Source organism: Salinivibrio sp. ML290 (assembly GCF_001995695.1).
GTDB lineage: Bacteria > Pseudomonadota > Gammaproteobacteria > Enterobacterales > Vibrionaceae > Salinivibrio > Salinivibrio siamensis.
Genome location: NZ_MUEY01000018.1, coordinates 1 through 25547, shown reverse-complemented (window position 1 = coordinate 25547; position 25547 = coordinate 1). Strand labels below are relative to the sequence as shown.

At 50.6% G+C, this 25547-nt stretch carries 24 protein-coding genes; 11 read left to right on the top strand and 13 right to left on the bottom strand.

What is annotated here, in order from left to right; translation table 11 throughout:
* Window position 1: 1 nt before the first annotated feature.
* From yidD to BZG23_RS14170, 6 genes are all read right to left on the bottom strand, one after another.
* A complete protein-coding gene (yidD, locus tag BZG23_RS14195; RefSeq protein WP_077607312.1) occupies window positions 2-262 on the bottom strand; it encodes a membrane protein insertion efficiency factor YidD in 261 nt (86 codons plus the stop codon).
* Window positions 214-585, bottom strand: coding sequence for a ribonuclease P protein component (gene rnpA / locus BZG23_RS14190; RefSeq protein WP_046074850.1), 372 nt, complete (start codon window positions 583-585; stop codon window positions 214-216). Before rnpA ends, yidD begins: the two co-directional genes overlap by 49 nt.
* A gap of 13 nt (window positions 586-598) precedes the next feature.
* On the bottom strand, window positions 599-733 hold the full coding sequence (gene rpmH / locus BZG23_RS14185) for a 50S ribosomal protein L34 (RefSeq protein WP_025672864.1): 135 nt from the start codon (window positions 731-733) through the stop codon (window positions 599-601).
* Window positions 734-942: 209 nt separating this feature from the next.
* Window positions 943-1689, bottom strand: a complete 747-nt coding sequence (locus BZG23_RS14180) for an amino acid ABC transporter ATP-binding protein (protein WP_077607311.1) — start codon at window positions 1687-1689, stop codon at window positions 943-945.
* Window positions 1686-2357 (bottom strand): amino acid ABC transporter permease, encoded by a 672-nt coding sequence (locus BZG23_RS14175; RefSeq protein WP_046074848.1) that lies wholly within the window; start codon window positions 2355-2357, stop codon window positions 1686-1688. The genes BZG23_RS14180 and BZG23_RS14175 overlap by 4 nt, the downstream gene beginning before the upstream one ends.
* Window positions 2358-2415: 58 nt before the next feature.
* Window positions 2416-3168 (bottom strand): amino acid ABC transporter substrate-binding protein, encoded by a 753-nt coding sequence (locus BZG23_RS14170; protein WP_077607310.1) that lies wholly within the window; start codon window positions 3166-3168, stop codon window positions 2416-2418.
* Between the two features lie 368 nt (window positions 3169-3536).
* On the opposite strand from BZG23_RS14170, the gene dnaA reads away from it, so the two are divergent.
* The 6 genes from dnaA (at window position 3537) to BZG23_RS14140 (ending at window position 10729) form a co-directional block, all read left to right on the top strand.
* Window positions 3537-4934, top strand: coding sequence for a chromosomal replication initiator protein DnaA (dnaA, locus tag BZG23_RS14165; protein ID WP_046074846.1), 1398 nt, complete (start codon window positions 3537-3539; stop codon window positions 4932-4934).
* A gap of 2 nt (window positions 4935-4936) precedes the next feature.
* The gene (gene dnaN / locus BZG23_RS14160) at window positions 4937-6037 is read left to right on the top strand and encodes a DNA polymerase III subunit beta (protein WP_077607309.1); all 1101 of its coding nucleotides are present in this window, start codon (window positions 4937-4939) and stop codon (window positions 6035-6037) included.
* Window positions 6038-6040: 3 nt separating this feature from the next.
* On the top strand, window positions 6041-7120 hold the full coding sequence (gene recF, locus BZG23_RS14155; RefSeq protein WP_077579395.1) for a DNA replication/repair protein RecF: 1080 nt from the start codon (window positions 6041-6043) through the stop codon (window positions 7118-7120).
* An 18-nt stretch (window positions 7121-7138) separates the two neighbouring features.
* On the top strand, window positions 7139-9556 hold the full coding sequence (gene gyrB, locus BZG23_RS14150; RefSeq protein WP_077579396.1) for a DNA topoisomerase (ATP-hydrolyzing) subunit B: 2418 nt from the start codon (window positions 7139-7141) through the stop codon (window positions 9554-9556).
* Between the two features lie 159 nt (window positions 9557-9715).
* The gene (locus BZG23_RS14145) at window positions 9716-10093 is read left to right on the top strand and encodes a VOC family protein (protein ID WP_046074842.1); all 378 of its coding nucleotides are present in this window, start codon (window positions 9716-9718) and stop codon (window positions 10091-10093) included.
* A gap of 198 nt (window positions 10094-10291) precedes the next feature.
* The gene (locus BZG23_RS14140; RefSeq protein WP_046074840.1) at window positions 10292-10729 is read left to right on the top strand and encodes an Hsp20 family protein; all 438 of its coding nucleotides are present in this window, start codon (window positions 10292-10294) and stop codon (window positions 10727-10729) included.
* Window positions 10730-11389: 660 nt separating this feature from the next.
* Here BZG23_RS14140 and BZG23_RS14135 read toward each other — a convergent pair.
* The 3 genes from BZG23_RS14135 to glyQ form a co-directional block, all read right to left on the bottom strand.
* On the bottom strand, window positions 11390-12643 hold the full coding sequence (locus BZG23_RS14135; RefSeq protein WP_077579398.1) for a valine--pyruvate transaminase: 1254 nt from the start codon (window positions 12641-12643) through the stop codon (window positions 11390-11392).
* A 378-nt stretch (window positions 12644-13021) separates the two neighbouring features.
* A complete protein-coding gene (glyS, locus tag BZG23_RS14130) occupies window positions 13022-15091 on the bottom strand; it encodes a glycine--tRNA ligase subunit beta (RefSeq protein WP_077607308.1) in 2070 nt (689 codons plus the stop codon).
* Window positions 15092-15100: 9 nt separating this feature from the next.
* Window positions 15101-16012, bottom strand: a complete 912-nt coding sequence (gene glyQ, locus BZG23_RS14125; RefSeq protein ID WP_046074837.1) for a glycine--tRNA ligase subunit alpha — start codon at window positions 16010-16012, stop codon at window positions 15101-15103.
* A 376-nt stretch (window positions 16013-16388) separates the two neighbouring features.
* Here glyQ and BZG23_RS14120 point away from each other — a divergent pair, with 376 nt between their 5' ends.
* Window positions 16389-16949, top strand: coding sequence for a TMEM165/GDT1 family protein (locus tag BZG23_RS14120; RefSeq protein WP_046074836.1), 561 nt, complete (start codon window positions 16389-16391; stop codon window positions 16947-16949).
* 33 nt (window positions 16950-16982) lie between these two features.
* On the opposite strand, the gene tusA is transcribed toward BZG23_RS14120, so the two are convergent.
* Window positions 16983-17231: a sulfurtransferase TusA gene (gene tusA, locus BZG23_RS14115; protein WP_046074835.1), complete on the bottom strand. Its 249-nt coding sequence runs from the start codon at window positions 17229-17231 to the stop codon at window positions 16983-16985.
* Window positions 17232-17352: 121 nt separating this feature from the next.
* Here tusA and BZG23_RS14110 point away from each other — a divergent pair, with 121 nt between their 5' ends.
* The gene (locus tag BZG23_RS14110) at window positions 17353-17556 is read left to right on the top strand and encodes a hypothetical protein (RefSeq protein ID WP_077607307.1); all 204 of its coding nucleotides are present in this window, start codon (window positions 17353-17355) and stop codon (window positions 17554-17556) included.
* 130 nt (window positions 17557-17686) lie between these two features.
* Here the strand turns inward: BZG23_RS14110 and acuI are convergent, their stop codons facing one another.
* The 3 genes from acuI to fadB all read right to left on the bottom strand — a co-directional run bounded on the left by acuI (window position 17687) and on the right by fadB (window position 22199).
* The gene (acuI, locus tag BZG23_RS14105; RefSeq protein WP_077607306.1) at window positions 17687-18679 is read right to left on the bottom strand and encodes an acrylyl-CoA reductase (NADPH); all 993 of its coding nucleotides are present in this window, start codon (window positions 18677-18679) and stop codon (window positions 17687-17689) included.
* 159 nt (window positions 18680-18838) lie between these two features.
* On the bottom strand, window positions 18839-20002 hold the full coding sequence (gene fadA, locus BZG23_RS14100) for an acetyl-CoA C-acyltransferase FadA (RefSeq protein ID WP_077607305.1): 1164 nt from the start codon (window positions 20000-20002) through the stop codon (window positions 18839-18841).
* A 16-nt stretch (window positions 20003-20018) separates the two neighbouring features.
* The gene (fadB, locus tag BZG23_RS14095) at window positions 20019-22199 is read right to left on the bottom strand and encodes a fatty acid oxidation complex subunit alpha FadB (RefSeq protein ID WP_046074831.1); all 2181 of its coding nucleotides are present in this window, start codon (window positions 22197-22199) and stop codon (window positions 20019-20021) included.
* 216 nt (window positions 22200-22415) lie between these two features.
* Here fadB and BZG23_RS14090 point away from each other — a divergent pair, with 216 nt between their 5' ends.
* The 3 genes from BZG23_RS14090 (at window position 22416) to hemG (ending at window position 25146) form a co-directional block, all read left to right on the top strand.
* On the top strand, window positions 22416-23054 hold the full coding sequence (locus tag BZG23_RS14090) for a YigZ family protein (protein ID WP_046074893.1): 639 nt from the start codon (window positions 22416-22418) through the stop codon (window positions 23052-23054).
* A gap of 67 nt (window positions 23055-23121) precedes the next feature.
* The gene (locus BZG23_RS14085; RefSeq protein ID WP_046074830.1) at window positions 23122-24579 is read left to right on the top strand and encodes a TrkH family potassium uptake protein; all 1458 of its coding nucleotides are present in this window, start codon (window positions 23122-23124) and stop codon (window positions 24577-24579) included.
* 21 nt (window positions 24580-24600) lie between these two features.
* Window positions 24601-25146 carry a menaquinone-dependent protoporphyrinogen IX dehydrogenase gene (hemG, locus tag BZG23_RS14080; RefSeq protein ID WP_046074829.1) on the top strand — a complete coding sequence of 182 codons (546 nt, stop codon included), beginning with the start codon at window positions 24601-24603 and terminating at the stop codon, window positions 25144-25146.
* Window positions 25147-25547: the final 401 nt, after the last annotated feature.

The window sequence follows — 25547 nt, the reverse complement described above, 5'->3', positions numbered from 1 at the left end:
GTTAATTGTCTCTGTTATGGTGGTCGCAAGGCGGCACAGGATCGTAACCGCCATCATTCAAAGGGTGGCATTTTAATAGACGTTTGCCTGCCAACCAACACCCTTTTATCACACCATGGGATTGAATCGCCATGATGGCGTAGTGAGAGCAGGTTGGTGTAAACCGGCATCGTGGTCCAATAAGTGGACTTATAACCAGTTGGTATCCCCGAATCAGCGCGATGAGCGCTTTTTGCGCGGTGGTCGCGACAAACGTTGCCATAACTTGTCCAATTCGTCTCGCAGCGCTTGATTGCTTAGGTTGTTAGCACTTTTTTTCGCGATCACCACAAAGTCTTTCGCCGGCAGTTGATGTTGACGTAAACGAAAGCTTTCGCGGACCACACGTTTAAAGCGGTTGCGATCAACAGCAAGTTTGATTTGCTTTTTCGGTACAGCTTGACCGAGACGTGGATGGCCGAGTGGGTTGTTTCTGGCGAGTATAGTTAAGTGCGGCGAACCGGCGCGATGCGGTTGCTGGAAGACGGCACTGAAATGTTCGGGAGTTAGCAGACGTAACTCCCGAGGATAAGCGAGCTTATTCACAAATCACTGCGGATTATTTAGAAAGCTGCTTGCGGCCTTTCGCACGGCGAGCGGCAATGACCTTACGGCCGTTCTTAGTCGCCATGCGCGCACGGAAACCGTGAGTGCGCTTACGCTTTAGAACTGAAGGTTGAAAAGTGCGTTTCATGGTTTCTACCTTTATTACTGATCAGTGTTAGGTTTGTTAACCCGACGTGGGAGGGTAGCACTAGGCTTGACTCCGACGCCTCTCAACAAAGAGGGCGGATTGTAGCCATTGACTAACGATTAGTCAATCACTAACCGACGCCACTCCGGGCGGTGAATTATAAGCACTTGGGCACAGATCGCAAGGATCGATCCCCAAGCGATCGTCGACTAGGGAGCGATCCCGACTTGATTCAAAAACTTATGCAAACGGGGATCATCGCATTGGTTAAATAACCAATTCGGTGTCCCTTGGGCAATAATATGGCCGTCGTTCATAAATACCACCCGATCCGCCACATCGCGAGCGAACTGCATTTCATGGGTGACCACCAGCATGGTTTGGTGGCGAGTGGCGAGCTTTTTCATCAACGCCAACACTTCGCCAACCCACTCTGGATCGAGGGCTGACGTGGGCTCATCAAACAGCAGCAGCTCAGCCTCCAGCGCCATCGCCCGGCCGATGCCAACCCGTTGCTGTTGTCCACCCGATAAAGAGGCCGGGTAATGATCCCCTTTATCGCCAAGCCCAATATCATCGAGAATTTGCTGGGCACGCTCACGGGCTTTGTCTTTCGCCCATCCCTTAACGGTGCGCAGCCCCTCGGCAATGTTGTCACGAGCATTGAGGTGAGCAAATAACGCATAATTTTGGAAAACAAAGCCAGTTTGACGCCGCAACGCCAGAATATCCTGCTTACGGGTGGCCATATTGCCGCTATCAACGCGTTGCTCCCCGATTTCGATGATCCCTTGCTCGGCACGCTCGAGAAAATTAATGCAACGCAATAAGGTCGATTTACCGGTGCCGCTAGGACCAATAATGCAAACTATTTCGCCTCGGTCGATAGTGAGGTCGATGCCGTCGAGCACCGCAACGCCTTGATAGATTTTTTTTAGCTTTTCTATCTTTATCATCGTTGATACGCCTTATTAAGGTGTGCCTCTGCCCAATACTGAACGCGTGTTAATGCCACAACCACGGCCCAATAGATGAGTGCCACCGCTAAGTAAGCTTCAAAGAACTTGAAGCTGGATGACGCTTCCATTTGCGCTTGTGCCATGATTTCCGCGACCCCGAGCGTAAAGGCGAGTGACGTGGCTTTAATCATATCAATGAAGTAGTTCATCAACGATGGCAGGGCAATACGCACCGCTTGCGGCAAGATGATGCGTTGCATCGCTTGGCGGGTGGTCATGCCCACCGCCAGACTGGCTTCCATCTGGCTGCGATCCACCCCGGTAATGGCGGCGCGGATTGACTCGGCCATGTACGCAGAAAAATGCAGACTAATTCCGATCACTGCGGCGGTAAAAGCTTCCATTCCCACTAAGGCGGGGATGACCTGAGGGAGACCGTAATAAAGTAGAAACAGTTGCACCAATAGCGGGGTGCCACGGAAGAAGCTAATAAAGATCTGTGCAATACCATTGAGCCCAGGGATGCGAAACACGCGAATCAAGGCTATCGCCACTGCCAAGGCGAGGGCGAAGATGAGGCCCAGTACAGCCATCTCCATGGTGATCCCCAAATAACGCAGCAGCAGGGGAAACAAGGAGGCCATGTAATCAAAATCGAACGCCATGATTGACCTTTAAACAAAAAAGCCCGCCTACGCGGGCTTATTAAATGAAAGTAAACACTTACTTTTTAGTGATATCGCCACCGAACCATTTGGTTGAGATATCCGCCAAGGTGCCGTCCTCACGCATCGCGTTTAGCGCAGCATTGACTTCATCACGTAAGCGTTGACCACGCTCTGAGTCGACAAACGGCCATGCATTAGCAATGGTTTCAAAAGGTTGTCCAGCTAATTGTAGGGGCAGACCTGACTCTTTGATCAATTGTAGCGCGGAGAGGCGATCCATAATAAAGGCATCAGCACGACCCAAGGCCACATCGTGTTCAATCCCGGTTTCGTAGGTTTTGATGTTGATATCATCAGCGGCTGGGTGTTCACGCAACAGTTGTTCAAAGTTCGAGCCTAAGTTAACGGCCACGGTTTTATCCTTCAGATCGGCGACCGAGTTAATGGCATCATTGCCTTTACGAACCGTGATTTGTGCGCCGTCCACCACATACGGGTCAGTGAATAGATATTTCGCTTGGCGCTCATCGGTGATGGTGATTTGGTTTGAAATGGTGTCGATACGGCCGGTTTGTAACAGACCAAACAGTCCTGAGAAGTTAGCGGTGACATACTCCACATCGTAGTCGTTGCGCTCGCCAATCTCATCCCACAAATCGACTTCGAAACCTTGTAGCTGGTCTTGTTTAACAAACGTAAACGGAAAGTAGCGGCCAGACATGCCCACTTTTACTGTTTCAGAAGCAAAGGCGGGGGCAGTGAGAATCATGCTCACGCTGAGCAGGGCGTTGATGAACCATTTAGTCATGAAAAGCTCCGTAGTAACCACATCGATATTGATAAGGTGCGTAATATAGAGGGTGGCAGTGGCAGGCGAGAAATACCTTCTTGTTATGAGTAATAACTTATTCACCGAAGTTGTCGTGTAATTCCTGGGATAAACCCCACATTGATCAAAATTATGCACAAGGAAAGAACAGGATCATTGGCCAATCTGATCCTATTCTTGTGAGTAAAACATGGGTTTGCTGTGGCGATCTCACGTATTTCTGTGGGATCTATGTGAATAACTCGGATCTTATTCACTGATTTCGGGATCTTGTGGGTAGCGATCTGGGCGCGACAGGAGTACCATTGTGGCCTTTCTCTTTTCGGTACAACTGCGTGGAGTCAAACGTGTCATCATCGCTTTGGTTGCAGTGTCTTGAACGTCTTCAAGATGATTTACCTGCGACAGAATTCAGTATGTGGGTACGGCCACTTCAAGCCGAGCTCAATGACAATACGTTGACCCTCTTTGCCCCAAACCGTTTTGTGCTTGATTGGGTGCGAGATAAGTATCTGCATCAAATTAATCAATTACTGAACGAGTTTTGTGGTGTCGACGTACCCATGCTGCGCTTTGAGGTGGGGAGCAAACCGGTTGCCGCAACGCCACAAGCTGCCCCTGCCGGGCCTGCTGCTGCGCCCGCTCCGCAACAAGCGGCGCCAGCGCCGCCGCAAGGACGCGTGTGGGAGCCTGCTCCCTCACCGGTGCAATCGGATGTTAATCATCGCTCCAACGTCAACCCCAAACACAAGTTCAATAACTTTGTTGAGGGTAAATCGAACCAGTTAGCCTTGGCAGCCGCGCGTCAGGTGTCGGATAACCCGGGGGCGGCCTATAATCCCCTTTTTCTTTATGGCGGAACGGGCTTAGGTAAAACGCACTTGTTGCATGCGGTGGGTAATGCCATTTCTGATCGCAAAGCGGATGCGCGCGTGGTGTACATGCACTCAGAGCGCTTTGTGCAAGATATGGTGAAAGCGCTGCAAAATAATGCTATCGAAGAGTTTAAGCGTTATTACCGCAGTGTCGATGCGCTATTGATTGATGATATCCAATTCTTTGCCAACAAAGAGCGCTCGCAAGAAGAATTCTTCCATACCTTTAATGCGTTGCTTGAGGGTAACCAGCAAATCATTCTCACCTCCGACCGCTATCCCAAAGAGATCAACGGGGTCGAGGACCGCTTAAAATCGCGGTTTGGCTGGGGGCTGACCGTCGCGATTGAGCCGCCAGAGCTGGAAACCCGGGTGGCGATTTTAATGAAAAAAGCGGAAGACCATGCCATTCGTTTGCCTGATGAAGTGGCCTTTTTTATCGCGAAAAGACTACGTTCTAACGTGCGTGAACTTGAAGGGGCGCTTAACCGCGTGATCGCCAATGCCAACTTTACAGGCCGTGCGATCACCATCGATTTCGTCCGAGAAGCGTTGCGGGATTTGCTCGCCTTGCAAGAAAAGTTGGTCACCATTGATAATATCCAGAAAACCGTGGCTGAATATTATAAAATCAAGATGGCAGACTTGTTGTCTAAGCGTCGGTCTCGCTCGGTGGCGCGACCCCGCCAGATGGCGATGGCGCTAGCAAAAGAGCTGACCAACCACAGCTTACCGGAAATTGGTGATGCATTTGGCGGTCGTGACCATACCACCGTATTGCATGCTTGTCGTAAGATTGAGCAGCTGCGTGAAGAAAGTCACGATATTAAAGAAGACTACTCTAACCTGATTCGAACGTTGTCGTCCTAATTATGAAATTTACTCTTACGCGTGAGCAATTACTTCAACCGCTTCAGCAAGTTTCTGGGGCACTAGGCGGGCGTAGTACCTTGCCGATTTTAAGTAACCTATTGATTGAAGTGGCGGAGCAGCAACTCAAGCTGACGGCGACCGATATGGAGGTCGAGCTCAATGCCACCGCACCGCTGGACGGTGAGTATCTTGATGGGGCGATCACTGTGCCTTCGCGTAAGTTTATGGATATCATCAAAGGCTTACATAGCGAAGCTCGTATCACTGTGGCGCAAGAAGGTGACCGCGTGGTGGTGCGAGCGGGACGAAGCCGCTTTACATTATCGACCTTACCGGCTTCAGATTATCCCAACATCGAAGACTGGCATGCCGACGTGAGCTTACAAGTACCGCAAAGCAAGCTGGGTCATCTGATTGACGCTACGCAGTTTTCGATGGCGAACCAAGATGTACGCTATTACCTCAATGGACTCTTATTCGAAACCGATGGGCATACGCTGCGCACCGTTGGGACGGACGGCCACCGGATGGCGGTGTGTCATTTATCCATGGAAGAGGCGTTGCCCGCACAACAAGTGATTGTGCCACGTAAAGGCGTCAGTGAGTTGGCGCGTTTGCTCGATGATAGCGAGCACCCGGTGAATATCCAAATTGGCGCGTCTAATATTCGTGCGGTGGTGGGCAATGTGACCTTTACCTCTAAATTGGTTGATGGACGCTTTCCTGATTATCGGCGTGTGTTGCCACAATCCACTTCCCGAACGCTTGAGGTCGACTGTGCTGAGCTCAAGCAAGCATTGTCATTAGCCGCGGTATTATCGAACGAGAAATTTCGCGGCGTGCGAATGAATATTGAAGGTAGCGAGCTGCGTATCTCCGCCAACAACCCTGAGCAAGAAGAAGCGGAAGAGTTTTTGGAAGTCGACTATCAAGGTGAGCCAATCGAAATCGGTTTTAATGTCAGTTACGTGCTCGATGTGCTCAATGTTTTACGTTGTGACAAGGTGCGTTTTTCGATGACAGACGCGGTGGGCAGTACCTTGATTGAGGACTGCGATCGCGAAGACGCCATGTATGTTGTGATGCCAATTCGCCTCTAGGTTATGGCGCTATCACGACTGGTCGTCCACGACTTTCGAAATATTGAAGCCTGCGATATTGAGTTGTCGTCAGGCTTTAACTTTTTAATTGGCCCCAATGGCAGTGGTAAAACCAGTGTATTGGAAGCCATCCACTTTCTCGGTCATGGGCGCTCCTTTCGCAGCGCGCTTAACAGCCGAGTGATTCGTCATCAGCAACCCAATCTTACAGTACATGGTCGAGTAAAAACGCAAGATGGGATCTTGCTTCCGGTCGGCATTCAAAAGCGCCGAGACGGCAGTGCAGATGTTAAAATCGGTCAAGAAAAAGGGCAAAAGCTGGTGGCCCTGGCCAAAGTGCTGCCATTGCAATTGATCACCCCTGAAGGTTTTGAGTTATTAACCGATGGGCCCAAGTTTCGTCGTGCGTTTATCGATTGGGGGGTGTTTCATTCTGAGCCAGGTTTTTTTGAAGCTTGGACACGAGTGAAGCGCCTAACGAAGCAACGCAACGCCGCGTTGAAAACAGCGCGCCACTATGGCGATATCCAAGTATGGGATACGGAACTAGCACGCCTTGCCGAACAAATCAGCGCATGGCGTCAGGCATACGTTGATGCGGTTTCCGCGCGAGCGACCGCATTATGCCAAGCATTTCTTCCCGAGTTTTCCATCCAGTTTCGTTTTTACCAAGGATGGGAGCGAGGCGCAGACTATCAGGCATTGTTGGCGGCGAACTTTGAGCGCGACCAGCAAATGGGATACACGGTATCAGGGCCGCATAAAGCCGATTTGCGCATCAAGGTGGCAGGTACGCCAGTCGATGATGTGCTATCGCGCGGACAGTTAAAATTAATGGTATGTGCACTTCGGCTTGCACAAGGCCAGTTGTATAGCGAGGAGCAAGGTATCGCTTGTATCTACTTAATCGATGACTTTGCCTCCGAATTAGACAGTCGCCGGCGAGCACTATTGGCCAGTGAGTTGACCCGCATTGGGGCTCAGGTTTTTGTTAGCGCCATTAGTGCCGATCAAGTCGCGGAAATTTGCGACGAAAATAGTAAGATGTTTCATGTGGAACATGGCAAAATTAACGCAGGATAAATAAGCGAGAGTAACTCAATGTCCAACGAATACGATTCATCGAGTATCAAGGTACTGAAGGGCTTGGATGCCGTGCGTAAGCGTCCGGGAATGTATATCGGCGATACCGACGATGGTACCGGCCTGCACCACATGGTGTTTGAGGTGGTCGATAACTCGATCGATGAAGCACTGGCCGGACATTGTAATGATATCGTGGCGACCATCCACGAGGATGGCTCGGTATCGGTTCGCGACGATGGTCGTGGTATCCCGGTCGATATTCATGAGGAAGAAGGTGTATCGGCCGCACAAGTGATCATGACCGTCCTCCACGCCGGCGGTAAGTTTGATGACAACTCTTATAAAGTCTCTGGCGGCCTTCACGGGGTGGGGGTGTCAGTGGTCAACGCCTTGTCAGAAAAACTCGAGTTGACTATTTGGCGTAATGGCCATGTTCACCAGCTTAATTTTGCGCACGGTGAGCCTCTAGGACCGCTGGCTGAAATGGGTGAGACCGACCAAACCGGTACCCGTATTCGTTTCTGGCCAAGTGAAGAGACTTTCTCTGATATCAACTTCAACTATGACGTGCTTGCCAAGCGCTTGCGTGAGTTGTCTTTCCTTAATTCAGGTGTCTCCATCAAGTTGATTGACGAGCGCGAAGAAGACAAAGCGGATCACTTTAAATACGAAGGGGGCATCCGCGCGTTTGTTGAACACCTCAACAACAAGAAGACCTCCATCCACCCATCCGTTTTCCACTTTGAGCATACTCGGGAAGACGGGGTTAGCGTTGAAGTGGCGATGCAGTGGAACGATGGCTATCAAGAAAACATCTACTGCTTTACCAACAATATTCCGCAGCGCGATGGTGGTACTCACCTTGCGGGTTTTCGTGGCGCATTGACACGTACGCTCAATAGCTTCATGGACAAAGAAGGTTATTCCAAAAAAGCCAAAGCCGCGACGTCTGGCGATGATGCCCGTGAAGGCTTGACCGCGGTAGTCTCGGTGAAAGTACCGGATCCCAAGTTCTCCAGCCAGACCAAAGACAAACTGGTGTCATCGGAAGTGAAATCGGCGGTTGAATCCGCCATGAGCAGCCACTTATCAGACTTTCTGATTGAGCACCCTGCCGATGCGAAAGTAGTGTGTACCAAGATCATTGACGCTGCCCGTGCGCGTGATGCGGCACGTAAAGCACGTGAAATGACGCGTCGTAAAGGCGCGTTGGATTTAGCTGGCCTTCCCGGCAAGCTTGCCGATTGCCAGGAAAAAGATCCGGCGCTATCTGAACTCTACATTGTGGAGGGTGACTCTGCAGGCGGCTCAGCCAAGCAGGGGCGCAACCGTAAGAACCAAGCGATTTTGCCGCTCAAAGGTAAGATCCTCAACGTCGAGAAAGCCCGTTTTGATAAGATGTTGTCCTCGCAAGAAGTGGCGACACTGATCACGGCAATGGGGTGCGGGATTGGCCGGGAAGAGTACGATCCGGACAAGCTACGTTATCACAGCATCATCATCATGACCGATGCGGATGTCGACGGCTCGCATATTCGTACCTTGCTGCTGACCTTCTTCTATCGCCAAATGCCAGAGCTGATTGAGCGAGGCTATATTTATATTGCTCAACCACCGCTTTATAAAGTGAAAAAGGGCAAGCAAGAGCAGTACATCAAAGATGACGAGGCGATGGAGCAGTATCAGGTGGCATTGGCGTTGGAGAATGCGTCATTGTTCGTGAACCCAGATGCGCCAGCGATGCACGGCGAGTCACTTGAGAAATTGGTGAAAGAGTACAATGGTGTGCTCAAGCTGATTCAGCGTATGAAGCGTCGCTATCCCGCCGCGCTACTCAATGAGCTGCTTTATCAACCGCGTTTGTCAGTCGATGACCTGCGCGACGAGTGGGCGGCTAAGCAATGGGTAGAAAACATTGTTGGGATTTTGAATCGTAAGTCGACGGGTGAAAGCCAGTATCAGGCATCATGCCGACTCGATGAAGAGCATCAGGTATGGGTGCCAGAGCTGGTGGTGCGCACCCATGGTGTCGATTATAAATACTTAGTGAGCTATGACTTCCTGAACTCGAAAGAGTACGGTCGAATCGCAAGCCTATCGGAAACCTTAAATGATCTCCTGGATGAAGGGGCGTATGTTAAGCGCGGTGAACGTACGCAATCGGTAGAGAGCTTTGAGCAAGCACTCAACTGGTTAATCAAAGAGTCAACCCGTGGTGTGTCTCGTCAGCGCTATAAAGGTTTGGGAGAGATGAACCCAGAGCAGCTTTGGGAAACCACTATGGATCCTGAAGGTCGTCGTATGATGCAGGTGACGATTCAGGATGCGGTTGCCGCGGATGAGTTGTTTACCACCTTGATGGGTGATCAAGTTGAGCCACGTCGTGCGTTTATCGAAAATAATGCGCTGAAAGTAGAAAACCTCGATGTATAAGTGATAAATCAACTGTTTATCAACAATTAAGGCCAGCATTGCTGGCCTTTTTCATGCCTGTTTGGGAGGCAAATCGCAACATGTAACTGTTTTTATATACAGTGTTTTTGGCGTGAGTACACTTATCATTCCCTTAACGACAAAATGATAGGAATCCTGATGTCTATAAAAACGCGCGCTAATCTCCAATTGGTTTATGTTTCTGATATTGACCGTTCTGTGGGTTTCTATCAGCAACTGTTTCAATGTGATCCTGTCTTTACCAGTCCCAGGTATGTGGCGTTTTCTGCCTCTGAGCAGGGAGATGCCTTATTCGCGTTGTGGACAGGCGGCGAGCAGCCCTCACCCTCGATGACACGACTGAGTGAAATTGGCATTATGGTGCCTACCAATGATGACGTTGATGCCGTTTTTGACCAATGGTCGAACAACCTAACCATCAATGTTGTGCAAGCTCCTTACGATGATGTGTTTGGCCGAACCTTCGTGATTCAAGACCCTGATGGGCATCTCGTGCGCGTTGCGCCGCTTGATTAATATGATGGGAGGGGACTTAAGAGATACGCTTTCGAATTGTGCGCCCTCCATGAGAGCAAAAATTTTTAAAGTCGCTATTGAAATCAAATTACCCAACCCTATATACAGTAATGAGGCGATGCCATTGGGTCGCCGGGGGCTTGTCCAGGTTGGAAAGCCGTAGATAACATTTTATTGCTTCATAGGAAGGATAAGATTATGCGTAACTTTGATTTCTCTCCACTCTATCGTACCGCGATTGGCTTTGACCGTTTGTTTGATTTGGTTGAAAACACGAATGCGTCAAATGCAGGTGGTTTTCCTCCTTACAATATTGAGCAAGGCAAAGAGAACCAATATCGAATCACAATGGCGGTAGCAGGCTTTAGCCAAGACGAAGTAGACATTACCCAACAAAAGAACAGCCTAACGGTTGCGGGTAAAAAAGCCAGTCGTAATCAAGATACGAAGTTCTTGTATCAGGGCATTGCTGAGCGTGACTTCGAACGCAAGTTCCACCTCGACGATCATATTAAAGTGACGGGGGCGGAAATGGAAAACGGTATGCTTCATATTGATTTGGTGCGTGAGGTGCCTGAAGAGGAGAAACCTCGTCGTATCGAAATCGGTAGCCGTTTACTCGAAAACGTTGAGTAAGTGTCGGCCATAACGATACGAAAAAGGAGAGGGCAGCACCGCTGCCCTTTTTTGTGGCTAGTGAATCGTGATGTTCAGATTCACTAGCCGGCTTCAATTCTTCGCATTATAGACACGTTCTTTTCACTCGCCGCTGTTGGTGAATAGCCCTAGCGAATGAAGGTGAGCGTTGAACCCACGATTGTAGCCTGGCCGAAAAGGTTCTTTGTAGACTCGTGGATTTGAATCAGATTCGCACAGATTGGAGCCGATAGGTTTCACGTGAAACACTTGGATTGTCTTAATAGAACGATCCAATACTATTTGCCAAGCCAAGCCAAGCCAAGCCAAGCCAAGCCAAGCCAAGCCAAACCAAACCAAACCAAACCAAACCAAACCAAACCAAACCAAACCAAATGATTGTTCGCACTGCGCCGTATTACCCCTTTTTGGAAATATGGGGTGCAGAATGGTTCGATAGTTAGATCAAGCGACCGATGATTAAGGCTTAAGCTGACGAAAGGAGAAAGTAGTCCGTCAGCAGAAGAAGGTAGGTTAGGAAGGTAGGTTAGATAGAGGCCAATTAGGAAAATGTTATGGCGCATTTTCTCGTTGCCAGAGGTCTAATGAAAGGTTTCACGTGGAACATGTATGTATCTGTGTTCCACGTGAAACCAAAACTTATCCTTCGTCGTAGGCGCGCGCGACTTCTTCAGCAATCACTTTTATACCTTGTTGCATAGCATCATCCTCTTGGACATAGTTCATGCGTATGCATTGCTTAGCATGATCCCAGCCTTCGTGATCGACACCAATAAAGAAATACTCTCCGGGGACAACCAGTACACCGCGGGCTTTTAAGCGTTTATATAACTCTTGGGTAGAGATTGGGAGCTCGTTAAACCAGAGCCACAGGAAGATAGCTCCTTCTGGCTTATGAACACGAACTCGCTCATCATTAATGGTCTCAAGCACCATCTTTAATGTGCGCTGTGACTTTTGCTGGTAGAAAGGACGAACGACGTCTTTGCTTAAGCGTAAAAGATCACCGCGTTCTATCATTGCTAGTGCCATTGCTGGCCCCACACTGTTTGGCGACAGGCTGACGATACCATTGATGTTGGACATCGCATTGATCACCGTTTCATTGGCAATCACAATCCCGCAACGCACACCAGGCAAACCTAGCTTACTGAGGCTCGAGCAGAGTATGGTGTTGTCATTCCAGAACGGTGCAACGTCTTCAAAAATAATATCCGGGAAGGGCGTGCCATAAGCGTTATCGATGATCAGAGGAATATTGTTGTCGCGTGCGAGTTGGTCCAGTTGTTGGATTTCGCTATCGGTTAGCACATTCCCGGTTGGGTTAGTCGGGCGGGAAGCACAGATGGCGCCAATGCTTTCATCAATCGTTAGGCGGCTAAAGTCGACGTGGTATTTGAATTGGCGGTTATCCAATAATTCAATGTCAGGTTGGTAGCTAACAAAGATATCGTCGTTGATACCGGCGTCACCATAGCCGATATACTCGGGGGCGAGGGGCAACAAGATTTTTTTGTGGCTGCCATCGGCGTAGCGTCCCGCTAATAGGTTAAACAGATAAAAGAATGCACTTTGGCTGCCATTGGTCAGCATGATGTTTTTGCTTGAGAGCTGCCAGCCATAAGTCTTATTCAGCAGCTCGGCGAGGGCATTGAGTAATGCCGATTTTCCTTGTGGACCATCGTAGTTTGCCATGGCGTGAACGAGACTACCGTCGTCGAGCATTGATTGGCTTAGCGTCTTAAAGTAGTCGAGCATTTCCGGGATCGCCGCGGGGTTGCCGCCCCCCAACATAATGGCGTCTGGATTACGTAAACCGTCATTAAGATCGTCCATTAATTGTGTGATGCCCGAGTGATTGGCGAACTTCTCGCCAAAGTGAGTGACTTCCATGATTACTGCCTTTAAATATCTGTATCGATGTTGTGGTTAAGCTGCAATCAACATACAACAATCTATTGTGTAAAAGAAAGCATGGTAAGTTTGTTATCTTCTCGTCATTAAAGGGTATGGTTGACGGGATTGTTACGTTATCGGTACATACTAGGGCGAAAACTCGCTTAGAGGGGGAGAAATCCAAGTGTTCCACGTGAAACCAACTCGGCTTGGCTCGACAAACAGGGTGATTAGCGTCATTAAATTGGGTAGCCAACGAGGCTGAGAGCTGGTAGCAAGGTAGATGAGAATTGGTAGCGAAGCGGGGCGTCCGCGTATAAACACCCAAAAAAAAGCCCCGCGTCATAGCGGGGCTGAGTCGTGTTTTGCTGATAATTACTTCTGTAGAACAGAAATATCTGCCACGTTGAGGAACTGCTCACGGATAAGGTGAAGCATCGCCAAACGGTTGGCTTTCAGTGCAGGATCATCTGCCATAACCATCACGTTATCAAAGAAGGTATCAACCGGTATGCGCAATTGCGCCAGCTCGGTCAACGCGCCTTGATAATCGCTGTCAGCAAATAAAGGTTTAACCGCAGCGACTTTCTCAGCGACCACGTCCGCCAATGCTTTTTCAGCGTCTTCTTGTAGCAAGCTAGTATCGACGCTGCTAGGGAGCTCGCCGTCATACTTGGCCAAGATATTGCCTACACGCTTGTTGGCCGCGGCGAGTGCTTCGGCTTCTTCAAGACTGCGGAAGTGCGACACCGCTTTTACGCGGCTGTCAAAGTCTGCAGGCTTGGTTGGACGACGTGCCAACACCGCTTGGATGATATCCACGCTATAGCCCATATCTTGGTACCAAGCGCGGAAACGACCTAGCATAAAGTCGAGGACATCCGCCTCTACCTCTTTGTGAGTCAGACGGTCATCGTACTGAGCTTTAGCATCACGGATGAGGTCGACAAGATCAAGCTGATAGCCGTTCTCGACGATAATACGCAGAACGCCTAACGCGGCACGACGCAGGGCGAAGGGGTCGCTCCCTTTAGGTGCTTGACCAATACCAAAGATGCCCACGATGGTATCCATTTTGTCAGCCATCGCGAGTGCTGAGGAGACCGGTGTGGTAGGTAGCTTATCACCGGCGAAGCGCGGCCAGTATTGCTCATTCAGTGCCAGCGCTACGGCTTCAGGCTCGCCATCATGACGTGCATAGTGCATGCCCATCACGCCTTGAGTTTCGGTGAACTCAAACACCATCGAGGTCATGAGATCGCACTTAGCCAGTTGGCCCGCGCGCTCAGTGTGTGACTTGTCGGCACCGATACGCTCTGCAATCTGTCCTGCGAGTGCAGTAATGCGATCGGTTTTATCTTTGATGGTACCTAATTGCTTTTGGAATACCGCGCTATCAAGCTCTGGCAGGCGATCAATCAATGGGCGCTTGCGGTCAGTATCAAAGAAGAACTCCGCATCCGCGAGGCGAGGACGCACGACTTTTTCATTCCCTGAGATAACCTGCGCCGGATCTTTCGATTCAATGTTCGACACGAAGATGAACTTGGGCAGTAGCTCGCCGTTAGCGTCATAAACCGGGAAGTACTTTTGGTCGCCTTTCATGGTGTACACCAGCGCTTCTGATGGCACCTTAAGGAACTTGTCCTCGAAAGAGGCCGTCAGTACCACTGGCCATTCCACCAGTGAGGTGACTTCTTCAACCAAGTCTTCATCAAGCTCAGCAATCCCGCCAACCGCGTCAGCCGCTGCTTTAGCATCTTTAATAATCAACGCCTTACGCTTTTCATAATCGGCCATGACTTTACCTTCACGCTCAAGGCGCTCTGGGTATTGGTCAGCATGATCCAGCGTTAAGCTCGATTCACCCATAAAGCGGTGGCCACGAATCACGCGATCAGACGCCACGCCTAGGATAGTGCCTTCAATCAAGGTGTCCCCATACAGCATCACCAAGGTTTTCACGGGGCGGATAAACTGGGTGTCTTTGTCACCCCAGCGCATGGGTTTAGGAATAGGCAGCTTGCTCAGGGCCTTATCGGCCAGTACCGGCAGTAAGGCGTCAATGGCTTGACCGGGTACGTGTTGACGATACAGCAACCATTCACCTTTATCGGTTTTTAGGCGCTCGGCCTCGCTCACGTCAATCCCGTTACCGCGCGCCCAACCCATGGCCGCTTTGGTGGGGTTGCCATCTGCGTCAAAGGCGGCACTGACCGCAGGACCGCGCTTCTCAACCACTTTATCTGGCTGGCGATCGCTCAACGCCGCCACTTTAAGTGCTAAGCGACGTGGGGAGGCGTACCAAGTAATGCCTTGGTGGCTCAGATCAGCGTCTTTCAATTGTGCGTCGAATTGGCTGGCAAAAGCTTCAGCCAAGGTGCGCAAGGCTGTAGGTGGTAGCTCTTCAGTGCCGAGCTCAATCAGGAAATTTTGCGTTGCCATGATGCTCCCTTATTTGGTGTGTCGGCACATCGGGAAGCCCAGCGCTTCGCGAGATGCGTAGTAGGCTTCGGCGACACGTTTAGTCAGTGTGCGAATGCGCAGAATATAGCGTTGACGTTCAGTCACTGAGATGGCTTTACGCGCATCCAGCAGGTTGAACGCATGACCGGCTTTTAGGATCTGTTCGTAAGCAGGCAAAGGGAGCGGCTGCTCGAGATCCAGAAGCTTGGTACTTTCGGCTTCGCACTGATCAAAGTAGCGGAACAGAAAATCAACATCAGCGTGTTCAAAGTTATAGGTCGATTGCTCCACTTCGTTTTGGTGGAAAATATCGCCGTAGGTGACTTTGCCAAATGGGCCATCGGTCCAAACCAGATCATACACAGAATCGACTTCTTGAATGTACATCGCCAGACGTTCGATACCGTAGGTAATCTCACCGGTGACCGGTTTACATTCCAATCCGCCGACTTGCTGGAAGTAGGTAAACTGGGTGATCTCCATCCCGTTCAGCCAGACTTCCCAGCCGAGGCCCCAAGCGCCAAGCGTTGGGTTTTCCCAGTTATCTTCCACAAAGCGAATGTCGTGGACTTCTGGGTCAATTCCCAGCACTCGCAGCGAGCCTAAATACAGCTCTTGAATGTTATCGGGTGACGGCTTCAGGATGGTTTGAAACTGGTAGTAGTGCTGCAGACGGTTCGGGTTCTCGCCATAACGCCCATCGGTAGGACGACGAGAAGGTTGAACGTAAGCCGCTGCAATGGGCTCTGGACCAAGTGCACGCAAGCATGTCATTGGGTGAGAGGTACCTGCACCCACTTCCATGTCTAGCGGCTGAACAATGGTACAGCCTTGCTGGGCCCAATAATCCTGCAGCGCGAGGATCATACCCTGAAAGGTTTTGATATCGAATTTATGCATTGTCAGGTTCGCGCGAGTTGATGAATGGAGAAAATAGCTGGCAATTATAACTCGCAGCGCGCTCAAGCAGTAGGGGGCTGGCGGATTTTTGTGCGCCTTTGAGGCGCTTATTTTCTCCGTGCAGGGGCAAGAGGAATAGAAGTTGCCAAGCGATTGTTCAAATCGTACACTAGCGCCGTCTTGGGGAGTAGTCGACCACTGCACAGTCAGTGGGGCAATCATCAACATAGTTGAAGCAAAATCTTCATGGTGATTGCAAGCCTGCCATTAGGTGCTCTGGGCTTGACGAGACCAACGACAATCGCACGAACCGGGGTGGGGCGTGTGTGTTGTCGTGGTTGAATCATAATAAGCCCTGCCCCAGATGAGCAATGTCATGAGCGTTCTTGCCATTTCTATCTCTACCGTCACCTTGGCGGAAATCGGGGATAAAACCCAACTACTATCGCTGGCGTTAGCGACACGTTTTCGTAAACCTGCGGTGATTATCAGTGCCATTTTATTGGCGACGTTAGTCAACCACGCCATTGCCGCCTGGCTCGGGGTGGTCGCGGCCGATATACTGACCGATACCGTATTGCATATTATTTTGATCATCAGTTTTGGCGTGATGGCGGTATGGATGCTGATCCCGGATAAGCTTGAGGATGAAGGTATTCAGGGCAAAAGCGCGTTTTGGGCGAGCTTCAGTGCGTTCTTTGTCGCAGAAATTGGCGATAAAACCCAGCTCGCCACGACCGCATTGGGCGCACAGTTTAATGAAGCGTTGTGGGTGGTAGTGATTGGATCAACCATTGGTATGTTGCTAGCCAATGTCCCTGTGGTGCTGGCGGGTGATAAAATTCAGCGCCATGTCCCGCTTGCTGTCGTGCGGGTGCTCGCGGCGGCGATGTTTGCCGCATTGGCTGTGCTCGATACTTGGTATCTACTGAGCTAACGCAGGACAATGATGAATGAGTAAGGGTTGGCGTTATGCCAGCCCTTTTTTGATCAAAAACTGAAACGGCACGCTCTCTGTTTGGGCTGCGATAAGGGTGTGATCCATAAAACGACAAAAGCTGGGAATATCACGCGTGGTTGAGGGATCATCGGCGGTAATCAGCAAGGTTTGTCCCTCGTCCATATGACGGATACGTTTACGTACCATCATTACAGGCTCCGGGCAGCGCAGGCCTAAGGCATCAAGTTGAAGATCGGCGTGGTCAAAAGCGAGTGTCATTATTTTTACCTCAAAAAGTGTCGACCTGATCATACTTATGGCGACAAATTATTCAAACAGGGTTGCGCTTGTAAATGAGTTGTGTAAATTATTTAACAATTCGTTAACGAAAGGCGGGATCATGAGAAAAGCACAAACGAGCACATTGAGCTTGGCTTATGGACACCGTATCGCTGCTTACACAGGGCTTAGCGGACTCGCTTTTTGGGGATTAACGCACAGTCATGAGCACACTCTCTTGGCAACACTAGCAATCTGCGCCGCAGCCTTGGGGTTATTGGTAGAAGCCTTATCGACCTCAACGCCACGCTCGCAGCCTGACTAGGCTAACTCACTCAACAGCTACACTCACTCCCAGTTTTCTTGGGCTTCCCCGCTCTTCGAGCGGGATTTTTTTTGTCTGCACGTCGCCAATAAAGGCCAACCCGTAATAAAGATTGGCCTTTTTGCGCGGATTAGCCTTGGTGAGCGATATCAATAACGACGCGGCCTTTCACCTCGCCCTGAATAATGTTATCCGCATATTCTGGGGTTTGCGCCAGTGCGATAGTGTGGCATGCCTGTTCAAAGTAACTGGCGGGCAATAGCTTGGTCAGTGACTGCCACGCAGCTTGACGTTGCGCTTTCGGGCAAGAGACTGAATCGACACCTTGCAATCGCACATTGCGCAAAATAAACGGCATCACAGTGGCGGGTAAATCGAAACCGCCGGCAAGGCCGCATGCGGCAACTGTGCCACCGTACTGGATTTGTGAAAGGACATTGGCGAGCATTTGACTACCCACGGTATCAATTGCGCCTGCCCACTGTTGCTTGTCCAGCGGGCGACCTGGTGCGCTAAAGGACTCGCGCGGTAGCACGTCGTCAGCGCCTAGTTGCTTAAGCCACGCTTGGTTGGCTTCAAGTCGGCCTGTGACGGCATTGACGCGATAGCCCAACGCATGCAATAAGGTGACCGCGACAGAGCCAACGCCGCCACTGGCTCCGGTGACTAACACTGGGCCATCTTCAGGTTTAACGCCACCATCGATTAAGGCTTGCACACATAACATCGCGGTAAACCCCGCGGTGCCTACCATCATTGCTTGTTGCGCAGTGAGCCCCTCAGGAAGGGGAACGAGCCAGTCGCCATTAACACGCGCTTTCTCTGCCATGCCTCCCCAGTGTGCTTCACCGACGCCCCAACCAGTGAGCACCACTTTATCTCCGGGTTGATAGTCGGGGTGTTGGCTATCGGCAACTGTGCCGGCAAAGTCGATCCCTGGCACCATGGGGAATTGGCGAACAATCTTACCTTTGCCGGTAATGGCTAAGCCGTCTTTATAATTGAGGGAGCTGAAATCAACATTGACGGTGACATTGCCTTCTGGAAGAAGGTCATCATCGAGTGAGGTGATTTTGGCGAGGGTTTGCTTTTCGTGTTGTTCAAGGACAAGCGCGTTAAACATGGCATTCTCCCGGTTGAAGTCAGTGAGTGGCCATACTAGGCCAGATGATGTTACCACCACATGCGTTACATCAATCACTATGCGATTGCGTGCGGGATGACGCAAGCCAAAAAAAGAGCGGACGTAGCCGCTCTTTATTGATGAAAGTGCGCATTGTGGTTAGACGCGTTCGAACACTGTCGCAATCCCCTGACCGAGACCAATGCACATGGTCGCTAAGCCTAAGGTAGCATCTTGGCGTTCCATTTGATGTAGCAAGGTGGTCGAGATGCGTGCGCCGGAACAGCCTAGCGGGTGACCCAGTGCAATTGCACCACCGTTGAGGTTAACTTTGTCATCCACTTTATCCATCAGGCCAAGATCTTTGACACAAGGCAGAGACTGGGCGGCAAATGCCTCATTCAGTTCGACCAAGTCAATGTCATCGATGCTTAGGCCCGCACGTTTGAGCGCTTTTTTGGTCGCTGGGACCGGACCATATCCCATAATGGATGGGTCACAGCCGGCGACGCCCATGGCACGGATACGTGCACGGATAGGCAGCCCCAAGGATTTGGCCTTTTCTTCACTCATCACCAACATTGCAGAGGCACCATCCGATAGTGCCGACGACGAGCCAGCGGTTACTGTGCCATTGGCAGGGTCAAAGGCGGGGCGTAAACCAGCGAGGCTCTCTACAGTGGTTTCTGGACGAATCACTTCATCGTCTTCCACCAAGGTGAGTAAGCCATCGGCATCATGGCCTTCAATAGGCGCAATCTCATCTCTAAAACGGCCTTCCACGGTGGCGGCATGCGCACGGGCATGAGAACGAGCGGCAAACTGGTCTTGCATTTCACGACTGATGCCATGCATGCGACCGAGCATTTCTGCGGTAAGTCCCATCATGCCAGCGGCTTTAGCGACTGACTTAGATAAGCCAGGGTGGAAGTCGACACCATGGTTCATCGGCACGTGACCCATGTGTTCGACACCACCAATCAAGAAGGTGTCGCCATCACCGACCATGATTGCGCGAGCCGCATCGTGCAGTGCCTGCATCGACGAGCCACACAGGCGGTTGACCGTGGTGGCACCCACGCTATGTGGAATGCCAGCAAGGAGCGCCGCATTACGGGCAATGTTGAAACCTTGCTCGAGCGTTTGTTGTACACAGCCCCAGTAGATGTCTTCAATACTGGTGCTGTCTACCCCAGGGTTACGTACCAATAGAGACTTCATTAGGTGCGCGGATAGATCTTCAGCACGAACGTGGCGAAACACACCGCCTTTCGAACGGCCCATGGGGGTACGGATACAGTCAACGATCACTACATTGTTCATTGTTCTCTCCTTAAACTTAGGCTGATTGCGGTGCGTTGACCGGTGTGACATCAAAGTAAGCCTGTTTATCGCTGGCACGACGTTTCATATCCGTAGGAACATGATACAAAGCGCCGAGCTCAGAGAATTTGTCAGCCATGGCGACGTAGTTATCAACACCCAAAGTATCGACATAACGGAAGGCACCGCCTCGGAATGGCGGGAAGCCGATACCGTAAACCAAAGCAATGTCTGCTTCTGCCGGAGAGGCAATGATGTTTTCTTCCAAACAGCGGGCGACTTCGTTGATCATCGGCACCATCATGCGAGCGATAATATCCTCGTCACTGATCTCTGCTTGACCCCCTTCAATTACGGGTGCGAGCAAAGCAGGGACGGCTTCATCGGCTTCTTTTTTCGGCTTGCCTTTTTTGTCTGTGGTGTAGCGGTAGAAGCCTTTGCCATTCTTCTGACCAAAGCGCTCGGCCTCAAACATCACATCAATGGCATCGCGGCCAGACTTACTCATGCGGTCTGGGAAGCCTTCTGCCATCACTGCCTGCGCATGATGTGCGGTATCAATACCGACCACGTCAAGCAGATACGCCGGACCCATCGGCCAGCCAAATTGTTTTTCCATGATTTTATCAATGCGCTGGAAGTCCACCCCGTCACGCAGTAGCAAGCTAAAGGCATGGAAGTAGGGGAACAATACACGGTTGACGAAAAAGCCGGGGCAGTCGTTGACGACCACGGGCGACTTACCCATCTTGGCGGCGTAAGCCACCACGCGTGCGATGGTTTCATCAGAGGTTTTCTCGCCACGAATCACTTCCACTAATGGCATGCGATGAACCGGGTTAAAGAAGTGCATGCCACAGAAGTTTTCTGGACGGGCCAATGACTTCGCCAGTGTATTGATAGGAATGGTAGAGGTGTTGGACGCAATGACCGTGTCGTCACTGACTAGCGCTTCGACTTCTTTGAGGACGCTGGTTTTCACTTTCGGGTTCTCGACCACGGCCTCGACGATCACGTCACTTTGCTCAATGCCCGCATAGTGAAGACTTGGGGTGATTGACGACAATACTTGGCCCATTTTAAAACCATCGACACGACCACGCTCTAGCTGCTTATTCAGCAGCTTGGTTGCTTCTTTCATACCGAGGTCGAGTGAGGCTTGGGCGATGTCTTTCATCATCACCGGCACGCCTTTCAGTGCCGATTGATAGGCAATGCCGCCGCCCATGATGCCTGCGCCTAATACCGCACCACGTTGTGTATCTTTACCTTGTTTGGCAGCTTTTTTCGCGTTGCCTTTGATGACCTGGTCATTGAGGAAAATGCCCACCAAGGCTTGTGCGACATCGGTTTTGGCTAGCTTGACGAAATAGCGGTTTTCGACCTCAAGTGCCTCATCGCGTGTCATCCCTGCGGCTTCTTCAATGGCCGTCACTGCCGTCATTGGAGCCGGATAATGTTTCCCTGCAACTTGTGCCACCATGCCTTTGGCCATGGTAAAGCTCATCGCTGCCTCGGTGCGGTTAAGCTTCAGTGGTTGTTTTTTCTGTTGGCGACGGCTTTGCCAGTCAATTTTTTCGTCGATCGCTTGGCCTAGCATTCGAATCGCCGCGTCACGCAGGTGCGCGTTATCGACAACGGCATCCACTACGCCTTCTTTTAATGCCGCGGACGCGCGTTTTTCTTTCCCAGCAGTGATGATTTCCATCGCGGTATCGGCGCCGATAAGTCGAGGCAAGCGCACCGTACCACCGAAGCCGGGCATAATACCGAGCTTGGTTTCAGGAAGACCGATACGCGCGTCCTGACCTGCTACACGTAAATCGGTCGCGAGTATGCACTCACAGCCACCGCCGAGTGCATGGCCATTGACGGCACTAAGGGTGGGATAGGGTAAATCTTCTAAACGATTGAAAATGGCATTGGCGCGAGATACCCAATCAGAGAGCTCTTGGTCGGGTTTGGCAAACAATCCGAGAAATTCGGTAATGTCTGCGCCGACAATAAAGGCTGATTTAGCAGAGGTCAGCAGCAGTCCTTTAATATCATCGCGACCCGACAAGGCATCGAGGGCTTGGTCTAAGCTTTCTAGCGTTGCCAGATCCAATTTGTTGACAGAACCTTGGCTGTCTAGGGTCAGTTCTGCAATGCCGTTATCCAAAGCACGAACTGATAGGTTATCTCCTTGGTAGATCATGGTTGTTCTCCACGTTGGCAGTACCATCCTGGTTGAATAGTGTTCTGGTTAGACCAGATGCGACCTAGTGTGGATCATTGTTATAAGAAATGACAACCAAAAGTTAAACGAATGTTTAAAATATGTGGTGTGGGTTGTTTTTACTGTGGTCGAGTCCCTGTCGTGCTTGAGGGAATATGATACAGTGCATCGCTGAGACACAAAGGTTGTACCATGATGCCTATCACCCCATACGCAGTGCCTGCTGACACCGTGAGGCACGAGCTTGAAATCAAAAAAAGCCGGTTTATTACGTATCTTGCTCATACGCCCGGAGAACAAGAGGCAAAGCAATTTATTCAATCGTTGCGAGAAGCGTATCCTGATGCACGCCATCACTGCTGGGCATTTGTCGCAGGCCGGCCTGAATCTTCCGTGCAATGGGGGTGTGGCGATGATGGTGAGCCAGCGGGAACGGCAGGCAAGCCGATGCTTGCGCAGTTATCAGGTGCGAACGTCGGTGAGATTTGTGCCGTGGTAGTACGCTATTTTGGCGGGATTAAACTGGGTACTGGGGGCTTGGTCAAAGCGTATGGCAGTAGTGTGCAGCAAGCCCTGGGCCTTTTGACCACGCGAGAAGTGGCAGTGACAGTCCCTTACACGATAAGCTGTGAATATGCTCACATTGATACGATAGAATCGCTGCTCAAGCAGTACGATGGCGTTCAGCTCGATGCAGAATTCAGCCATAATGTGCGATTGAGTGTGCGTATCGATGCGCGCTATATCGATGTGTTTCTTGAAGCACTTAAAAATCAAACCCGCGGACAAGCAAGCGCGCACCCGTTAGAACATAAGACAACGTCAGGCACTTAGCCTGCTTTACGTGTAACGACGAGACGGTAGAAAGTCGCTACCGCCGATAAGAGGGCCACGTCAGGCTATGCAATTTCGTTCCATTACCCGCATTGTCGGACTCCTGCTGGCCCTGTTCAGCATCACCATGTTAGCGCCTGCATTGGTTGCGTTTATCTATCGTGATGGCGCGGGCTATCCTTTTGTTTTGACGTTTTTTCTGCTACTCGCAGGTGGCGGGTTACTTTGGTTCCCCAATCGAAATTATCGGCATGAACTCAAAGCACGTGATGGCTTTTTGATTGTTGTATTATTCTGGACGGTGATCGGCAGTGCAGGGGCAGTTCCGTTGATGCTGTCTGAACAGCCCGATCTTTCCGTGAGCGAGGCGTTTTTTGAGTCCTTTTCTGGTTTAACCACGACGGGCGCAACCGTCATTGTGGGGCTAGATGAGTTACCTAAAGCGATTTTGTTCTATCGTCAGTTGCTACAGTGGTTTGGTGGTATGGGGATCATTGTGCTGGCGGTGGCCATCCTACCAGTACTCGGCATCGGGGGGATGCAGCTTTATCGCGCCGAGATCCCTGGCCCCGTGAAAGACACCAAAATGACACCTCGGATCGCTGAGACTGCCAAGGTGCTCTGGTACATTTATCTGACTTTAACCGTAAGTTGTGCCTTGGCCTACTGGCTGGCGGGCATGTCTGCCTTTGATGCCATTGGGCACAGCTTTTCGACCGTTGCCATCGGCGGGTTCTCAACCCACGATGCCAGCATTGGTCACTTTGATAGCACTGCGGTTAATCTCATCACTGTGGTGTTTCTGCTGATCTCTGCGTGTAACTTTTCTCTCCATTTCGCCGCCTTTGCCAATAATGGGCTCAATCTAAAGTTTTACTTGCGTGATCCAGAATTTCGCGCGTTTTTGGTGATTCAGTTCCTACTATGGCTGGTGGTGTTTACCATGCTGAGCGGGCATCAGGTTTATGAGAGCGCCACGGAAACCTTCACCCAGGCGCTATTTCAGTCGGTATCAATATCAACCACCGCGGGGTATACCACCACAACCTTTGCCCATTGGCCGTTGTTCCTCCCCGTTTTACTCTTGTTCTCGTCATTTATTGGTGGGTGTGCAGGCTCGACCGGTGGCGGGATGAAGGTCATTCGTATCTTGCTGTTGTCACTCCAAGGAACGCGAGAATTGAAACGCTTGGTGCACCCTCGCGCGGTATATACCATCAAAGTGGGTAATAAGGCGCTAAGGCAGCAAGTGGTTGATGCCGTATGGGGGTTCTTCTCCGCCTACGCGCTGGTATTTGTCATTTGTATGTTGGCCTTAATTGCGACGGGGATTGAAGAGCTAACGGCGTTTTCAGCCGTTGCAGCGACGCTCAATAACCTAGGCCCAGGGCTAGGCGAAGTGGCTGCTCACTTTGGCGATATTAATGACACGGCGAAGTGGGTATTGATCCTTGCCATGCTATTCGGTCGTTTAGAAATATTCACATTATTGGTTTTATTTACTCCCACATTCTGGCGGAGCTAGCCGTATGGGGAAGGAGAGGACATGAGCGAGCAAAGCAACGCAACGCAAAAAGTCTTACTGCTACATTCCAGCCGAGAAGGGCAGACCAAGAAAATCCTGCATTTTATCGAGCAACAGCTGGGGGCTTCGGCGCAGTGTGAGGTGAAAGATATTCATCAGCGGCCAGACATCGATCTCAGCCAATACGATCGGATACTGATTGGTGCGTCTATTCGCTATGGCCACTTTAATAAAAAGCTATATCAATTCATTGATGCGCATGCAGATCAGCTTAAAACCGTGAAAGCAGCATTCTTTAGTGTCAATCTCACCGCGCGTAAACCGGGGAAAGATACGCCAGAAACCAGCGCTTATAGCCGTAAGTTTATCGAAAAGTCACCCTGGACCCCCGAACTGCATGGTGTCTTTGCCGGCGCACTCTACTACCCACGTTATAAATGGTTTGATCGAGTGATGATTCGCTTCATCATGCATATCACGGGTGGGGAGACCGATACGACCAAAGAGGTTGAATACACGGATTGGCGAAAAGTGGCGGAATTTAGCGAGCAATTTGCCCGCTTTTAGGCCATAACGCTGATTGTTTGACCGAACGGCGACTTTTTCTAAAAAAAGTCGCTTTTTAGTCTTGCGAAGGTGAGTGGTTTCTCTATAATGCGCCTCCATCGACACGGCACGCAGGGCAAGCGTTCAGCGAGCATGTCGAGAAAAAAATCAAATAAAAATAAACGCTTGACGTGATTTTTTAAAAGATTAAGATGGCCGACCTGCTTAACGCCAAGCGTTAGGGGAGTCAAAAAGAGGTTTTATTTCACCCGGCGGGTTGAAAATAAAAGATAAAGTTTCTTCTTGACTTTAACGGCAAGGCGCGTAAGATACGCAGCCCTGACCAAGCGAAGCGCAGCTTCGCAACGTCAACGCTCTTTAACAATTTGACCTATGCAATCTGTGTGGGCACTCGTTGAGAA

What these genes read in the sequence shown, in the direction of transcription:
- yidD (WP_077607312.1), bottom strand. Translation starts at nt 262, where the DNA reads ATGGCAACGTTTGTCGCGACCACCGCGCAAAAAGCGCTCATCGCGCTG.
- rpmH (WP_025672864.1), bottom strand. Translation starts at nt 733, where the DNA reads ATGAAACGCACTTTTCAACCTTCAGTTCTAAAGCGTAAGCGCACTCAC.
- BZG23_RS14180 (WP_077607311.1), bottom strand. Translation starts at nt 1,689, where the DNA reads ATGATAAAGATAGAAAAGCTAAAAAAAATCTATCAAGGCGTTGCGGTG.
- BZG23_RS14175 (WP_046074848.1), bottom strand. Translation starts at nt 2,357, where the DNA reads ATGGCGTTCGATTTTGATTACATGGCCTCCTTGTTTCCCCTGCTGCTG.
- BZG23_RS14170 (WP_077607310.1), bottom strand. Translation starts at nt 3,168, where the DNA reads ATGACTAAATGGTTCATCAACGCCCTGCTCAGCGTGAGCATGATTCTC.
- dnaN (WP_077607309.1), top strand. Translation starts at nt 4,937, where the DNA reads ATGAAATTTACTCTTACGCGTGAGCAATTACTTCAACCGCTTCAGCAA.
- recF (WP_077579395.1), top strand. Translation starts at nt 6,041, where the DNA reads ATGGCGCTATCACGACTGGTCGTCCACGACTTTCGAAATATTGAAGCC.
- gyrB (WP_077579396.1), top strand. Translation starts at nt 7,139, where the DNA reads ATGTCCAACGAATACGATTCATCGAGTATCAAGGTACTGAAGGGCTTG.
- BZG23_RS14145 (WP_046074842.1), top strand. Translation starts at nt 9,716, where the DNA reads ATGTCTATAAAAACGCGCGCTAATCTCCAATTGGTTTATGTTTCTGAT.
- BZG23_RS14140 (WP_046074840.1), top strand. Translation starts at nt 10,292, where the DNA reads ATGCGTAACTTTGATTTCTCTCCACTCTATCGTACCGCGATTGGCTTT.
- BZG23_RS14135 (WP_077579398.1), bottom strand. Translation starts at nt 12,643, where the DNA reads ATGGAAGTCACTCACTTTGGCGAGAAGTTCGCCAATCACTCGGGCATC.
- glyS (WP_077607308.1), bottom strand. Translation starts at nt 15,091, where the DNA reads ATGGCAACGCAAAATTTCCTGATTGAGCTCGGCACTGAAGAGCTACCA.
- glyQ (WP_046074837.1), bottom strand. Translation starts at nt 16,012, where the DNA reads ATGCATAAATTCGATATCAAAACCTTTCAGGGTATGATCCTCGCGCTG.
- BZG23_RS14120 (WP_046074836.1), top strand. Translation starts at nt 16,389, where the DNA reads ATGAGCGTTCTTGCCATTTCTATCTCTACCGTCACCTTGGCGGAAATC.
- tusA (WP_046074835.1), bottom strand. Translation starts at nt 17,231, where the DNA reads ATGACACTCGCTTTTGACCACGCCGATCTTCAACTTGATGCCTTAGGC.
- BZG23_RS14110 (WP_077607307.1), top strand. Translation starts at nt 17,353, where the DNA reads ATGAGAAAAGCACAAACGAGCACATTGAGCTTGGCTTATGGACACCGT.
- acuI (WP_077607306.1), bottom strand. Translation starts at nt 18,679, where the DNA reads ATGTTTAACGCGCTTGTCCTTGAACAACACGAAAAGCAAACCCTCGCC.
- fadA (WP_077607305.1), bottom strand. Translation starts at nt 20,002, where the DNA reads ATGAACAATGTAGTGATCGTTGACTGTATCCGTACCCCCATGGGCCGT.
- fadB (WP_046074831.1), bottom strand. Translation starts at nt 22,199, where the DNA reads ATGATCTACCAAGGAGATAACCTATCAGTTCGTGCTTTGGATAACGGC.
- BZG23_RS14090 (WP_046074893.1), top strand. Translation starts at nt 22,416, where the DNA reads ATGCCTATCACCCCATACGCAGTGCCTGCTGACACCGTGAGGCACGAG.
- BZG23_RS14085 (WP_046074830.1), top strand. Translation starts at nt 23,122, where the DNA reads ATGCAATTTCGTTCCATTACCCGCATTGTCGGACTCCTGCTGGCCCTG.
- hemG (WP_046074829.1), top strand. Translation starts at nt 24,601, where the DNA reads ATGAGCGAGCAAAGCAACGCAACGCAAAAAGTCTTACTGCTACATTCC.